Source organism: Pseudomonas sp. C1C7 (assembly GCF_013359595.1).
Lineage (GTDB): Bacteria > Pseudomonadota > Gammaproteobacteria > Pseudomonadales > Pseudomonadaceae > Aquipseudomonas.
In genome coordinates, this window is record NZ_JABFMP010000024.1 from 48,579 (window position 1) to 63,715 (window position 15,137).

General features: G+C 60.1%; 9 protein-coding genes, 1 tRNA gene and 1 pseudogene. 5 read left to right on the forward strand and 6 right to left on the reverse strand.

Features of this window, described 5'->3' with window-relative positions:
• Window positions 1-60: 60 nt before the first annotated feature.
• Window positions 61-522 carry an Lrp/AsnC family transcriptional regulator gene (locus HNO86_RS19340; RefSeq protein WP_007980298.1) on the reverse strand — a complete coding sequence of 154 codons (462 nt, stop codon included), beginning with the start codon at window positions 520-522 and terminating at the stop codon, window positions 61-63.
• Window positions 523-697: 175 nt separating this feature from the next.
• On the opposite strand from HNO86_RS19340, the gene HNO86_RS19345 reads away from it, so the two are divergent.
• Both HNO86_RS19345 and HNO86_RS19350 read left to right on the forward strand, forming a co-directional pair.
• Window positions 698-3,052, forward strand: a complete 2,355-nt coding sequence (locus HNO86_RS19345; RefSeq protein ID WP_175378540.1) for a glucose/quinate/shikimate family membrane-bound PQQ-dependent dehydrogenase — start codon at window positions 698-700, stop codon at window positions 3,050-3,052.
• A 174-nt stretch (window positions 3,053-3,226) separates the two neighbouring features.
• Complete coding sequence (locus HNO86_RS19350; protein ID WP_175378541.1) at window positions 3,227-3,898, forward strand: peptidase M41; 672 nt, start codon at window positions 3,227-3,229, stop codon at window positions 3,896-3,898.
• Window positions 3,899-3,905: 7 nt separating this feature from the next.
• Here HNO86_RS19350 and HNO86_RS19355 read toward each other — a convergent pair whose 3' ends face one another.
• On the reverse strand, window positions 3,906-4,214 hold the full coding sequence (locus tag HNO86_RS19355; protein ID WP_175378542.1) for a DUF3077 domain-containing protein: 309 nt from the start codon (window positions 4,212-4,214) through the stop codon (window positions 3,906-3,908).
• 414 nt (window positions 4,215-4,628) lie between these two features.
• On the opposite strand from HNO86_RS19355, the pseudogene HNO86_RS19360 reads away from it, so the two are divergent.
• The 3 genes and pseudogenes from HNO86_RS19360 to HNO86_RS19370 form a co-directional block, all read left to right on the forward strand.
• A pseudogene (locus HNO86_RS19360) lies at window positions 4,629-5,087 on the forward strand (recombinase family protein); the annotation flags it as partial.
• Complete coding sequence (locus tag HNO86_RS19365; RefSeq protein ID WP_175378544.1) at window positions 5,084-5,503, forward strand: hypothetical protein; 420 nt, start codon at window positions 5,084-5,086, stop codon at window positions 5,501-5,503. The pseudogene HNO86_RS19360 and the gene HNO86_RS19365, both read left to right, overlap by 4 nt.
• A gap of 456 nt (window positions 5,504-5,959) precedes the next feature.
• On the forward strand, window positions 5,960-6,802 hold the full coding sequence (locus HNO86_RS19370; RefSeq protein WP_175378545.1) for a DUF3800 domain-containing protein: 843 nt from the start codon (window positions 5,960-5,962) through the stop codon (window positions 6,800-6,802).
• Between the two features lie 122 nt (window positions 6,803-6,924).
• On the opposite strand, the gene HNO86_RS19375 is transcribed toward HNO86_RS19370, so the two are convergent.
• From HNO86_RS19375 to dnaG, 4 genes are all read right to left on the reverse strand, one after another.
• A tRNA-Ile gene (locus HNO86_RS19375) sits at window positions 6,925-7,001 on the reverse strand.
• 14 nt (window positions 7,002-7,015) lie between these two features.
• A complete protein-coding gene (locus HNO86_RS19380; RefSeq protein WP_175378546.1) occupies window positions 7,016-10,762 on the reverse strand; it encodes a bifunctional diguanylate cyclase/phosphodiesterase in 3,747 nt (1,248 codons plus the stop codon).
• A 122-nt stretch (window positions 10,763-10,884) separates the two neighbouring features.
• The gene (gene rpoD / locus HNO86_RS19385) at window positions 10,885-12,732 is read right to left on the reverse strand and encodes an RNA polymerase sigma factor RpoD (protein ID WP_175378547.1); all 1,848 of its coding nucleotides are present in this window, start codon (window positions 12,730-12,732) and stop codon (window positions 10,885-10,887) included.
• 67 nt (window positions 12,733-12,799) lie between these two features.
• The gene (gene dnaG / locus HNO86_RS19390; RefSeq protein ID WP_175378589.1) at window positions 12,800-14,770 is read right to left on the reverse strand and encodes a DNA primase; all 1,971 of its coding nucleotides are present in this window, start codon (window positions 14,768-14,770) and stop codon (window positions 12,800-12,802) included.
• Window positions 14,771-15,137 lie beyond the last annotated feature (367 nt).

Below are 15,137 nucleotides of genomic sequence, written 5' to 3' on the forward strand. Positions count from 1 at the left end.
GACAGTTGTGCTGAATGAAACGCTGCATTCGCGAGCAAGCCCGCACACATTCGATTGTGTTTAAACCGGCTGCCCGCGATCAATCTTGCTACTGAGGATGATCGAAGTCGTGGTCTTCTCCACCCCATCCACACTGCCAATCTGATCCAGCAACTGATCCAGTTGCTCCGGCGAGTCCGTGCGCAGCCACGCCACATAATCAAATTCGCCACTCACCGCACACAACTGTTGCACCTGGGCCATGGCGCTCAGGCGTCGCAACACTTCCTTGCCCGAGCGCGGCTGCACGGTGATTCCCACGTACGCCTGCAACCCGCCATCCACTACCCGTTGACCCAGGCGCACGCCGTAGCCGGTGATCACTTTGGCTTTTTCCAGACGCGCCAGGCGCGAGGTCACGGTCGTGCGCGCAATGCCCAATTGCCGGGCGAGCATGGCCACGCTCTCGCGGGCATTGATCTGCAAGGCGGCGATCAGCTGGCGGTCGATTTCGTCGAGAACGGGTGGGCGAGTGTCAGGCAAAGGGGCGGCTCCAGCGGCACAGATAGGTGGGGAGCATGTTACAGGCACATCTCCCGCAGTGGATGTTTCATCTGAATTCATGACCGTTCATGCCATTTTTACCTGCGACAATTTGCCATAAGTAACTAGGTAGTACATTATTCCTTGCTTGTCACAAATGGGGATAAATTCCGACATGAACAATTCTGGGGCTGCCGCCGGTAGCAAATGGTTGCTGGCGGGGCTGGGTGTCCTGATCGCATTGATCGGGCTGGGCCTTGCCGGCGGTGGTGGTTATCTGATCACCCTGGGTGGCAGCTGGTATTTCCTGTTGATGGGCCTGGCCATGCTCGCTTCCGGGCTGCTGATCGCTCGCCGCAACCCTGCGGGCGCTTGGCTGTATGGCCTGGCGCTGATCCTGACCGCCATCTGGGCGGTGCTGGATGCCGGTTTCGAATATTGGCCGCTGGTATCGCGGATACTGACCTTCGCCGTGATCGGTTTGGTCGTCGCCCTGATCTACCCGACCCTGGTCCGCGCTTCGGGCGCGGCGGCAGGTCGTGGCGCCTACGGTCTGGCGGGCATTCTGGGCGTGGGTGTCGTCGCGACGACGGCCTACATGTTCGTCCCGACCCACGTGGTCAAGGCCACCACTGAGCCTGCGGTCACGCCGGTGACACCGGGTACCGAGCAGAAGGACTGGGCCCACTGGGGCAATACCACCGCCGGCAATCGCTTTGCCGCGCTGGATCAGATCAACAAGGGCAACATCGATAAATTGCAGGTCGCCTGGACCTTCCGCACCGGTGACATCCCGCAAAGCACCGGTGCCGGCGCCGAAGACCAGAACACCCCGCTGCAGATCGGCGACACGGTCTACACCTGCACCGCCTACGGCAAAGTCTTCGCCCTCGACGCCGACACCGGTGCCCAGCGCTGGAAGTTCGACCCGCAAGGCACCGCGCCGAACTGGCAGCGCTGCCGTGGCCTGGGTTACTCCGAAACGCCGGTAGCTTCGGACAATCAGCCAACAGCCTGTACGAAACGTCTGTTTCTGCCGACAGGCGATGCGCGTCTGATCGCCATCAACGCCGAAACCGGCAAGCCTTGCGAAGAATTCGGCAACAAAGGCACCGTCGATCTGACCACCGACATGGGCGAAGTGAAGCCCGGTTACTACCAGCAAACCTCGACGCCACTGGTCGCTGGCGATGTAGTGATTGTTGGCGGCCGCGTGGCCGATAACTACTCCACCGGTGAGCCGCCGGGTGTGGTGCGTGCCTATGATGTGCGCAGCGGCGAGCTGGTCTGGGCGTGGGATTCAGGCAACCCGAACACTACCAAGCGTCCACCGGCGGGCGAGACCTATACCCGCGGTACGCCGAACGTGTGGTCGGCCATGTCCTACGACGCCAAGCTCGGTCTGGTTTACCTGCCGACCGGCAACGCCACCCCGGACTTCTTCGGCGGTCAGCGCACCGAGTTCGATGACAAGTGGAGCTCGTCCATCGTCGCTCTCGATGTGAAAACCGGTCAGGTGCGCTGGCACTTCCAGACCACTCACCACGACCTGTGGGACTTCGACCTGCCGGCACAACCGCTGCTGTACGACGTGCCGGACGACAAGGGCGGCATGCAGCCAGCCCTGGCGCAAGTGACCAAACAGGGCGAGATCTTCCTGCTCAACCGCGAGACCGGCGTACCGATCGCCCGCGTCGAAGAGCGTCCGGTTCCACAAGGCAGCGTGCCGGGCGAGCGCTACTCGCCGACCCAGCCGTTCTCGGTGGACATGCCGTCCATTGGCAACAAGACCCTGACCGAGTCCGACATGTGGGGCGCCACGCCGTTCGACCAACTGATGTGCCGCATCCAGTTCAAGGGCATGCGCCACGAAGGCGTCTACACCCCGCCGGGCATGGACCGCGCCCTGCAATTCCCGGGCTCTCTGGGCGGCATGAACTGGGGCAGCGTCTCGGTTGATCCGAACAGCAACTACATGTTCGTCAACGACATGCGCCTGGGCCTGGCCAACTACATGATCCCGCGCAACAAGATCGGCGCCGGGGCCAGTGGTATCGAAATGGGCGTGGTACCCCAGGAAGGCACGCCGTTCGGCGCCATGCGCGAGCGCTTCCTCTCGGCGGTCGGCATTCCGTGCCAGAAACCACCGTTCGGCACCATGTCGGCCATCGACCTCAAGACCCACAAACTGATGTGGCAAGTCCCGGTCGGCACCGTGCAGGATACCGGTCCGCTGGGCATCCGCATGCACCTGCCGATCCCCATTGGCATGCCGACCCTCGGCGCGTCCCTGGCCACCCAGTCGGGCCTGCTGTTCTTCGCCGGCACCCAGGACTTCTACCTGCGCGCCTTCGATACCGGCAACGGCAACGAGATCTGGAAATCCCGTTTGCCAGTAGGTAGCCAGTCCGGCCCGATGACCTACGTGTCGCCGAAAACCGGCAAGCAGTACATCCTGCTGACCGTAGGCGGTGCACGTCAGTCGACGGATCGTGGGGACTACGTGATCGCCTACGCCTTGCCTGAATAAGCTACAACCCCTGTAGGAGCGAGCTTGCTCGCGATGAACGCCAGAACACCGCTGGGTGTCAGGCCGCCAACGTCATCGTTGACGACCATCGCGAGCATGCTCGCTCCTACAGGGCTTTGACGTAGCCTGTTCCCTCGTAGTCGAATGCAAGAACGAAGACTTCGAGGCAACGACATGTCGAGCAAAATGCCCCCCGCCGTTCGCGATCACGCATTGCAGATCGCGCGTCACGAAATGGGCCACTACCTCGTGGCCCGCGCGTTGGGTTTTGCCACGGGAGGCGTGACGCTGACCGTCACCCGCGACCTGCGCCACAAAGGCGGCGCCTCCATCAACCTGGTGCAGCCCATCTCCTCGCTGCAAACCATGACGGCCTACCTCGAAGCCCGAATCATGGTCCTCCTTGCCGGCGCAATGGCGCAGAGCCTCTCCCCAAGCTGCGCTCCCAAACAACGCATCGACAAATCAAAGGCCACCGCCATCCTCAATGGCGCGTTCGGGGCTGAACGGGACGACGCAAAAATCCGCGAGTTGCGACACTTGCTGCGCAACCTGCTCCATCCCGAGACCGACCCTGAATCCACCGACCGCATCGCAGCCGAGCTGAAGGCGATCAATGATCGACTGTGGCAGCGGACCCTGGACATGGTCGAAACCTTCGCCGAAACCATCACCGAGTCAGGCGCGATGCTGGTGGATCGCATGGTGTTGGTGGAACAGTGGGGCAGGCCGGCGGATACCTATGAGGTGGTGATGGAGGGGGAGATGCTGGAGCTATTGCCGGGCGTGCAGGCAATTACGTCGGTAAAGCGCCCCGAAAATTCGGGGCGCTTTACCGCGGGATGAACCGTCGTTAGCCCTTGGTTTTCGCCGAGGCCTGAACGAGGTGCCGTTCCAAAACCTTCACAACATCATCAACCACTGCTTTGCCCATGGCGGCGAGGTAATGCGCCGCCCATGCGTGACGGTCGCAGCCTTTGGCGTAGGCAGCGTCCACGGCGAAGGATTTGGCCAGGAACAGAAGGTTCGAGGCCTGGTTCAAGGCGTCGACGATGGGAACGTCGCGGGCGACGTGGAACAAGGGTTGTTCCGAGATGTACATGAAAGGAGTGAAGCCGGGGGTTTTCAGTTCTGGCTGCGTGAATGATTCTGTTTTGGTCATTGTCTTACTCCATGGTCAAAGGAGTCGCCACATTCGTTTCCAAGCGAATGGGTGGCGGCCGTGTGTGGGTTGGAAACCGGGGACCAAAGAACCGGCACGCCCAAAGGCGTCCCGCACACAGCCGCCATAACACTGAGTTCGCAATCGTAAATCAATTGGAATAGTGGCAGGAGGGGCTGTCGCGTTTTGATCCGACGGGTTTCCAAGCCCGATCGCTGAATGATCAGCGACGGCTGGAGACTAGCCCGTCAAAGAAAAGCGCAACAAGGCATCAAAGTGCCCAAAAGCAAGATTCGGAGTTTGCCTACAAGGTCCTACGGCGTCATCTGATTTTCCGACACCTGAAATAAACAGACTAAACGCCAGACACGAAAAAGCCGCGCATTGCGCGGCTTTCTTGTTTGGGGTGTATCTTCAGGCAGCGTGCCAGCCATGGAGCGCCACGGGTTCAAGCGCCTGCTGGAGAAGCTGGAGACAGGCGACGTGCTGTTGGTCACGAAACTGGACCGCTTGGGCCGTAATGCCATGGATGTGCGCAAGACCGTTGAACATCTGGAGTCGCAAGGCGTGCGGGTGCATTGCCTGGCACTGGGCGGCGTGGACCTGACCAGTGCGGCGGGCAAGATGACTATGCAAGTGCTGGGCGCTGTCGCTGAGTTTGAGCGGGATTTGTTGATCGAGCGGACCCAAGCCGGGGTGGCCCGCGCCCGTGCTGAGGGTAAGCGCCCCGGACGGCCAGAGGCGACGGGCACGACCAAGGCTGTGCAGCGACTCAAGGCCACGGGTCTGACCCAAGTTGAAGTGGCAACGGCGCTGGCCAAGGGCATTGCCACCATCAAACGGCATTGGAACCGGATTGAGGTTGAAGCATGAAAAGGTTGCTACTGGTGTGTGCGGCGCTGCTACTGGTGATGGCGGGCGTGGTGGTGCTGGATGGTATGGGCCGGGTTGAGAAAGCCAAGACTACGGCGGCGCTTCAGGCTCTCGGGCAGTTTATGGGCAAGGTCAAAGCCGACAAGGTGACTGAGAAGTTCAGCGACGAAATGGAACATGCCAGCACCTTCGAGGTAGTCGGTGTGGCGCTACTGCTAGAGGTGGGTAAGTGGCAGGATCAGCAAGGCGCCGCTAAACGCACTGATGCGCTGTTGGCGGTGCGCCCGGTGCCTGCGGTGTTCGGGCAGTCTCTAGTGTTCCTGCTGCCCGGCCTGATGTTGCTGCTGATCGGCCTTGGCCTGACTGGAAAGCGTAAGCGATCGAGGGGTGAACCCTGCGAACCTAAGGTTCCATAGCGGCCAGTCTGTCGCACAACAAGCCCCGCATCTGCGGGGGCTTTGTCGTTATCGGGTCTGCCCTTTTACGCGCTTGATGGTTTCTAGGGTGAACATCCGTTGCCGGTCGGTGAGCAGGGCGGAATGTCGGCTGCGGTCGCGGTGCTTGGCCCTTCGGTTGGTAACTGGCTGTTTGGTGGTCACTGATGCAAGGCGTTCTGGCCTGACTTTTCTCTGCGCCATGGCGCACGTCGTGCTACGCGAGTAGGCCGGAGCTTGCAAGAGCAGTCTTGAGAACACGCTTACTCATCCTGCATCACTGAAGTTCACGGCATGTCATTAAAATCGTTGACACAAGTGTCACCTTGCGTATGATTGCACTTAACGCATGAGAGCTTGCTCTCGTGCCTACCTTCCGAGACCCGCCTAGCGAAAGCAGCGGGTTTTCGTGTTTCTGGGGCAAGGAATCCGGTAACTATGACGCACTACGTCGCGTACCTGGACGAATTCGGGCACGTCGGCCAATACGTCTCACGCAACCACCCTAAGTACAAAACACACCCAGCTTTTGGGTTTGCTGGTCTGATCCTGCCGTCTACCGAAATCCGTGAGTTCGCGATCTATTTCTACAAGGCCAAATGCCAGCTTCTGGCGTATGACCTAGCCAACGACAATCCTAGAAATCTACCGGCGTATCAGTGGGAAAAAAAGGGTTCTCAGCTATACGCACTCCGGAACGTCACCAAGTATGAGCAGCTCCGTCGCTCCACGTTCCGCCTCTTAAACCACATCGAAAAAATCGGCGGCCATGTGTTCTTCACGGGTGAGCACAAGACCACTGACCCGGATGCCCACGACTCGACCGAGACGTTCAAGCGGCAGCTCCTGCAATCTGTACGCAAGATCGACCGGTTCTGCGCGCAAAGCGGCTCGACATTCATGCTAATGCTGGATGAACATCGCGCTGGTAACGAATGGCGGGAGACCAACGTGGAGGTCTGCACATTGGCAATGTTTGAGGATGCCTCAGAAAAGTGCAGGACACTTATCGAACCGCCAATTCAGGCTGAAAGCCACCTGTTCCAAACCATCCAGTGCGCCGACTGGATCTGCGGCATTATTGGGCGCCTGACAGCTTTGTTGCTTGCGCCTGACGAATATTCAGAGTGGGAGCCATTCGACAAGTACTTCTCTGATCGTATCGCCAAAGTAACCATGCCAGGCAGTGGTCTGGAGCATCAGAAAATCGCTGAGATACCCACCGAGTTGGCGGGAGAGGCTGTGCCCGACGCAGCCGCTGTTCTCGCTGGCGATCAGTAAACTCAGGCCGCTACAACCTGTTTTTGGGACGATTTTTTCGCCAGGTGCTTACAAAGTGCTTACAAAGAGACCGAAAACAAAAAAGGCCAACCGCAATGGTTGGCCTAACTTGTTGATTCTATTGGTGGGCCCACACGGACTTGAACCGTGGACCAAAGGATTATGAGTCCTCTGCTCTAACCAACTGAGCTATAGGCCCCAGTAGGTCGCGGATTATAACGACCGTTTGGCGGCTGTGCCATCCGAATAATCCATTACGGTTGTACGAAGAAATGTCGCGGCGAATTCGTCGGGGGGCAGGGGCAGGCTGACGATGTAGCCCTGGATCTGCTCGCAGCCCTCGTAGGCCAGGAATTGTTGCTGCGCCTGGGTTTCGACGCCTTCGGCGATCACGGTGAATTGCATGCTGCGACCGAGGGCGATGATGGCACGCACGATGGCGACGTCGTGGGGGTCGTCCGGCAGGCCGCGTACGAATGACTGATCGATCTTCAGGATGTCCAGTGGCAGGCGCTTGAGATAGCTCAGCGACGAGTAGCCGGTACCGAAGTCGTCGATCGCCAGTTGCACGCCCAGGTGCTTGAGTTGGTGCAGCACCGCCAGTGCTTCTTCGGCCTGGCTCATGATGAAGTTTTCGGTGATTTCCAATTGCAGCAGGCCGGGTTTGAGGCGGTAGTCCTTGAGCAATTGTTCGATCCGGCCGAGCAGGTTCGGTTGGCGCAGTTGCGCGCCGGCGAGGTTGACCGACAGCGGTCCCAGGCCCGAGTAGGATTTGTTCCAGTCGCTGAGTTGCCGGCAGGCGTTTTCCAGTACCCAGTCGCCGATCTGCAGGATCATGCCGTTTTCTTCGGCCAGGGAAATGAAGTGTTCCGGCGGTACATCGCCAAAGGTCGGATGACGCCAGCGGATCAGCGCTTCGGCGCCGACCAGGCGGTAGTCGTCGAGGCTGATCTTCGGTTGGTAGTACAGGTGCAGTTCGTTGCGCTCGATGGCGCGGCGCAATTCGTGTTCCAGCGCCACGCGCTCGCTGGCCTGGGCGGTGAGATCGCAGGTATAGCTTTCGACCCGGTTGCGGCCCTTGGCCTTGGAGCGGTACATCGCCGCGTCGGCGTTCTTGATCAGCGTGGCCACATCGCTGCCGTCCTGAGGATACAGGCTGGTGCCGATGCTGGAGCTGATGAAGAACTCGTGTTCACCGGCCTGGAACGGCGCTGTGAAACAGTTGAGCAGCTTGTTGGCGATGTTGTCGGCGTCGCTGGGCTGTTGCAGGCCGGGCAGCAGGATGATGAATTCGTCGCCGCCCAGGCGCGCCACGGTGTCGATGTCGCGCAGCTGTTCCTTGAGGCGTACGGCGATGCCCTTGAGCAGCAGGTCGCCGACCGGGTGCCCGAGGCTGTCGTTGATGTGTTTGAAACGGTCGAGGTCGAGGAACAGCACCGCGCCCTGGCCGCCGATTTCTCGTTGGGTATTGAGCGCGGTCAGCAAGCGGCTTTCGAACAGTGTGCGGTTGGGCAGGCCGGTGAGCGGGTCGTGGTGAGCCTGGTAGTCGAGCTTGGCCTGGGCGTGCTTGAGGCTGGAAATGTCGGCGAACACGGCCACAAAGTGGGTGATGAACTTGTCCCGGTTGCGCACGGCGCTGATGGTCAGCCAGCTCGGGTAGAGCTCGCCGTTCTTGCGCCGGTTGGAAATCTCGCCCTGCCAGTGCCCCTCGGCGGTCAATTGATGCCACATCGCGGCGTAGAACGCGCTGTCATGCAGACCCGAGGCCAGCAACCGCGGCGTATGCCCCAGCGCTTCGCTCTCGCTGTAGCCGGTGATCTCGGTGAAGGCGCGGTTGACCGCGCTGATATGCTGCTGGGTATCGGTGATCAACACGCCTTCGGCGGTGCTCTCGAATACCGTGGCAGCCTGTTGCAGTTTTTCCTGCATCAGGTGGCGCTCGGTGATGTCCCGGGCGATGGTCAGCATGCAGTCTTCATCGCCGATCGGCAGAGGACGGCTGGACACCTCGCAAAGGCGGATCTGCCCGTCGCTGCGACGGATATGGCAGCTGAAGTCGCGGACGAAGCCGTCGCGGTGCAGCAGGTCAAGCATCTGCTTGCGTTCGTTGAGATTGACCCAGATCCCCAGGTCCAGGGCCGAGCGATCCACCGACATCGCACTGTTGAACCCGGTGATGCGGCTGAAGCCTTCGTTCACTTCCAGCAGCAGGCCATCACTCTGCCGCGACAGCAGCAAGCCATCCGGCGAGGCATGGAAGGCCTTGGCGAATTTTTCTTCGGAGGTTTGCAGTTGTTGCTGGGTTTCCTTGAGCTGAGTGATGTCGCGCACCACGACCACCAGCGCCGGCGTGGTATCGAGATCGAAAGGTTCGGCGGAGATCAGGCCGGTGAACACCTGCCCGTTGCTGCGGCGGAAAGGCATCTCCAGGTTTCGAATGCTGCCGGCCTGCAGGCGCTGCAACAGACCCGGACCCACGCCCGGAATGCCCCAGATGTTGAGGTCGGTGGCGGTCAGGCCGATGACGTCTTCGGCTTTGAGGCCGATCTGCTCTTCGAACGCTTCGTTGACCTCCAGCAGACAGCCGTCGGATAGCCGGGCGATAACCAGGATGTCCGGGCATTGCTGGAACACCGAGGCAAATTTCTGCTCCGACAGACGCAGCGCTTCTTCGGTGCGCTTGGCCTCGCTGATGTCGATCATCAGCCCGCGCATCACCGGCTCGTGGCCGTGTTCGATCAGGCTGACGATATCGCGCACCCACAGGCAACGACCGTCAGCAGTGATGACCCGGTAATCGAGGCTGTGGTCGCGGCCGGCCAGCACTTCGTGGTCGCAAAAACTCTGCGCGCGGGTGAGGTCGGCGGGGTGAATGATGTTGCGCCAGAAGCCCGGAATCAGCCAGTGAGAGAGGGGATAGCCGAGCAGATCCTCGGCGTGGGGCGACACATAGCTGTAGGTGAAGTCGCTCATCCGCGCTTCCCAGGCGATGGCTGACAGGCTCTCCACCAGTCCTCGGTAGTGATACTCGCTGCTGCGCAGTTCCTGCTCCAGATCCACCCGGCGGGCGATTTCCGAGCTCAATCGGCGGTTTACCCGGATAACGGCGGCCAGCACGGCGACCAACAACAGAAGACCCGGAAGTCCATAAATCACCAGATCGGACCAGAAAGTCCGGTGATCGAGGACGTTGCCGACCCAATGTTCCTGAATGGAGCTGATTTCTGCCGGGGTCATGTCCGCGAGGACTTTATCCAGAATGCCGACCAGGATCTTGTTGTCCCGTGGCACGCCCATGGCCAGCTGATAGCGATAAGGCGTTTCGCCGCTGACGTACAGGCCGTCGAGCTTGAGCTGACGCAGGCTCCAGACGCTGGACGCCAGATCGCCCACGACCGCATCCACTTCGTCGGTGGCCAGCGCTTGCAATGCCGAGGCAACGTTGGGCATGGCCACCAGGTTCAGGTCGGGATTGTGGGTGCGCAGCAGTTCGTGGGGTGCGTAGTTTTCCACTACGGCTATTTTCAGGCCGTACAGCTCTTCGATTTTGCGCGGTTGAGGGCCGCCGACGTGGGCCAGGATAACGATCGGGAAATCCAGGTAGGGTCGGGTGAACGACAGGAACGACTGGCGTTCCGGGGTCGACATGATGCCCGGCAAGAGGTCCAGCTTGCCGTTTTTGGCCTGATCCAGCACGACGGTCCAGCTCACGGGTTCTATGGGCGTGAGTTTGACCGCCAGGCGCTGGCGAATCAGGTCGATATAGTCTGCTGCAAGACCCTGGTAACGCCCCTGATCGTCGCGAAACTCAAAAGGAGGCCAGGACGCATCGACACCCAGGCGCAAGTCCGGGTGGGCCGCCAGCCAGCTACGTTCTTCGTCGGTTAGAGTCAGCGCGCCAGCCGTTGCGGTCCAGGTCATCAGCGACAGTAAAAAAAGCATTGTCGACAGTCTGGGCATAACGGTCTCGTTACGGCACGGGGAATGCTTCGAGTGTAGACGGGCAAATCGCGGGGAGGGTAGGGCGGGAGGATTTAATCTTCACAAAACAAAACCCCCGGCGCGGGCCGGGGGTTTTGTGATCACTCGTCGAGGAAGGAGCGCAGATGCTCGCTTCGCGTCGGGTGGCGCAGCTTGCGCAGTGCCTTGGCTTCGATCTGACGAATCCGCTCACGGGTCACGTCGAACTGCTTACCCACCTCTTCAAGCGTGTGGTCAGTGTTCATGTCGATGCCGAAGCGCATGCGCAGTACCTTGGCTTCACGGGCAGTGAGTCCGGAGAGTACTTCGCGAGTCGCTTCCTTGAGGCTCTCAACGGTCGCAACATCGATTGGCGACTGCATGGTCGAGTCTTCGATGAAGTCGCCCAGATGGGAGTCTTCGTCATCACCGATCGGGGTTTCCATGGAGATCGGCTCTTTGGCGATCTTCAATACCTTGCGGATCTTGTCCTCAGGCATTTCCATGCGTTCGCCCAGCTCTTCCGGCGTCGGTTCGCGACCCATTTCCTGCAGCATCTGGCGGGAAATACGGTTGAGCTTGTTGATCGTCTCGATCATGTGCACCGGAATACGGATGGTGCGGGCCTGGTCGGCGATCGAGCGAGTGATCGCCTGACGGATCCACCAGGTGGCATAAGTCGAGAACTTGTAGCCGCGACGGTATTCGAACTTGTCTACCGCTTTCATCAGACCGATGTTGCCTTCCTGGATCAGGTCGAGGAATTGCAGGCCACGGTTGGTGTACTTCTTGGCGATGGAGATCACCAGACGCAAGTTCGCTTCGACCATCTCTTTCTTCGCGCGACGGGCCTTGGCCTCGCCGATCGACATGCGACGGTTGATGTCCTTGATCTCGATGATGGTCAAGCCGGTTTCGGCTTCCAGCGCGGTCAGCTTCTGCTGGCAACGAACGATGTCCGGTTGCAGGCGAGCGATGGCTTCAGCGTACTTGGTCTTGCCTTTGGCCAGTGCATCGGTCCAGCCTTCGTCGATTTCATTGCCCGGGAACTGGCGCAGGAAATCGGCACGCGGCATGCGCGCATCACGAACGCAGAGCTGCATGATTGCACGCTCTTGCTGACGCAGCCGATCCAGGGCACTGCGGACACGCTCGACCAGGCCTTCGTACTGCTTTGGCACCAGTTTGATCGGCATGAACAGCTCGGCCAGGGCCAGCAGTTCGGCGATTGCCGCCTTGTTGTGGCGACCGTGCTTTTTCAGGGCCTTGCGGGTGATTTCCATCTGATCGGCAACAGCGCCAAAGCGCTGTGCAGCGATGACTGGATCCGGACCGCTTTCGGCTTCTTCCTCGTCATCCGAGCCTTCGCTTTCCTCATCATCGTCGGAGTCGTCCGCTTTTGCGGCTTTCTCGTCGATAGGAGGAGGGACTTCGGCAGGAGGTGGCGCAATGCCGTCGTCCGGGTCGATGTAACCGCTCAGAACGTCGGACAGGCGGCCGCCTTCGGTGGTGACGCGGGTGTACTCGGAGAGAATGTGCTCAACCGTGCCAGGGAAGTGCGCGATCGCGCTCATCACTTCACGGATGCCTTCTTCGATACGCTTGGCGATTTCGATTTCGCCTTCACGAGTCAGAAGCTCGACCGTACCCATTTCGCGCATGTACATGCGCACAGGGTCCGTGGTGCGACCGATATCGGTCTCCACTGCCGCCAACGCAGCAGCTGCTTCTTCCGCAGCGGCCTCGTCGGTATCGGCGTCGGCCAGCATAAGGGCGTCCGCATCCGGAGCAACCTCGTGTACGGGGATCCCCATGTCGTTAATCATGCGGATGATGTCTTCCACCTGCTCCGGATCTGAAATATCCTCGGGCAGGTGGTCATTGACCTCGGCGTAAGTCAGGTAACCCTGCTCACGACCCAGTTTGATCAAATCGATAATACGAGACTGCTGTTGCGCTTTTCCGGACATAACACCCTATCCACTGAAGGTCTTGGCGGGCAAAAAACAAGCCGAGGATTATACCTGAGCTATGACCTCACGCGCCAGTTGAGGTCGGGTTTGATGCATAAACGTTCTGCTTTAGAAGGTCGCGCATCTGTTTTGCTATCTGGGTTTGCTCTTCAGCCGATAAGCCCGGCTGCCTGGCTTTCTTGATGAGTTCGTCGAGGGTCTGCGTGTGCTGACCCGCGGATAACCTTGTAATGGTGTCTAAAAACTGCTGTTCAAGGTTGTCGCCGTCAATTAACCACTCCTTTTCCGCGAGTGCTCTGAGCAGGCGTCCTTGCTCTGTGCCATGCCAGCGAGCCATCAACTGAATTGAGTTTAGCTTAGGATTTTTCTGCACCGCCTCGATCAGGGCGATCAGTACCTGAGCATAGGTGTTGCTCTCGTTGGCAAAGTGATCGGCGCTCTCGACCTTCCTGGCCAATTGCGGGTGGTGGATCAACGTGCGCAGGGCGATCAGCGTCGGAGCCTCTACTGCCACGGGCGTGCGCGGGGCATAGGATTCATCCCGATCCCCGCGCTTGCCGTTTTTGCTCCAGGGTTTCTTTTCCCATTTCTTGCCGCCACCACCCTGTTTCTTGGGTGTCCATTCCTGCTGGGGCGCGTACGCCTCCTGAGGCTGGTGGAAGTCGGAGTAATCCGGCATGGCGTCGTAATCCATGCCCGGATCGTAGGCTGGCGGTGCGTCCTGAGGTGCGCTGTGCACCAACTGGCTGACGGCCTCGCCACTCAATCCGGTGATTTCCAGCAGGCGTTGACGCATCAGGGCGCGCAGGTTGGCCCCCGGCACCTTGTCGATCAGCGGTGCGGCGAGGGTGGCCATGTGGGCCTTGCCTTCGAGGGAGCGTGGATCGGCTTCTTCGGTCAGTTGCTGGAAGAAGTAATCGGCCAGCGGCTGCGCATGCTGATTGATCCGCGCGCGGAAGGCGTCGGTGCCTTCTGCGCGGATCAGGGTATCCGGATCTTCGCCTTCGGGCAGGAACAGGAAGCGCGCGCGACGACCGTCCTGCAGGCTCGACAGCGTCGCTTCCAGTGCTCGCCAGGCGGCATTGCGGCCGGCCTGGTCGCCGTCGAAGCAAAACAGCACGTTGGGTACGACGCGGAACAGTCGCTTCAAGTGCTCTTCGCTGGTGGCGGTGCCCAGGGTGGCGACGGCGTTGCGCAGGCCTTGCTGGGCCAGGGCGATGACGTCCATGTAGCCTTCGACGACGATGATTTCGTCGAGGTTGCGGTTGTTCTTGCGCGCCTCGAACAGTCCGTAGAGTTCCTGGCCTTTATGGAAGACCGGGGTTTCCGGAGAGTTGAGGTATTTGGGCTTGTCGTCACCCAGCACCCGGCCGCCGAAAGCGATGATGCGGCCACGGCTGTCGCGGATCGGGAACATCACGCGATCGCGGAAGCGGTCATAGCGTTTGCCGGTTTCGGCGTTCTCGATCAGCAAACCGGCGTCGATCATGGCTTTTTGCTGCAGGGTGTCGCTGCTCAAGTGTTTGAACAGGTTGTCCCAGCCTGGCGGGGCGAAGCCGAGACCGAAGTCCCGGGCTATTTCGCCGGTCAGGCCACGACCTTTCAAGTAATCGACGGCAGCCTTGCGCGCCGGATGGCTTTTCAGGGCCTGGCGGTAGAAGTCGGCGGCGGCCGTCAGCAGCGGGTACAGCGGCGAATCAGTCGGCTGCCGCGGTTTTTGCCGGCGGCCGCTTTCTTCGCGGGGGATCTCCATGCCGGCGGCTTTGGCCAGTTCCTCGACAGCCTGGGGAAAGTCCAGGTTGTCGTGGTCCATGATGAAGCCGAGGGCATTGCCGCCAGCGCCGCAGCCGAAGCAGTAGTAGAACTGCTTGTCAGGGCTGACACTGAAGGACGGCGTTTTCTCTTTGTGAAACGGGCAGCAGGCGGTGTGGTTCTTGCCGGCTTTCTTCAATTGCAGGCGCGAGCTGACCACATCGACGATGTCGGTGCGGTTCAGAAGGTCGTCAATGAAGCTCTGGGGAATAAGCCCGGCCATGGCGTTCTCGTCGTCTGCGCTCAAGGGTGCCCTTGACGATGGGCGGTCGAACGCGGGTCGTTGTTTGAGGCGCGCAAGGTATGCGGCTCGACCAGTGTCGTCTGCGTAATCGCTGTCGGGAAGTGTATCTGCCGAAAATCCACTGACATTAGTTAACTATCAGTGTTGGGGCGGTATTCGACTATTTGAAAGTGTTTCGCTGAATCCGGCTGCGACCGGTCATCGGTCTCGGATAGCTCATCTTTTGGCACGCAAGCGGTGCCTTGGGCTGATCGTCGTGAGAGGAATCAGTGGGTGTGCTCGTCAGCAGCCTTGAAAGGCCCGTCAGAAAAGACGTGCACCGCTGGCAAAAGAGCCAGGTCTGACG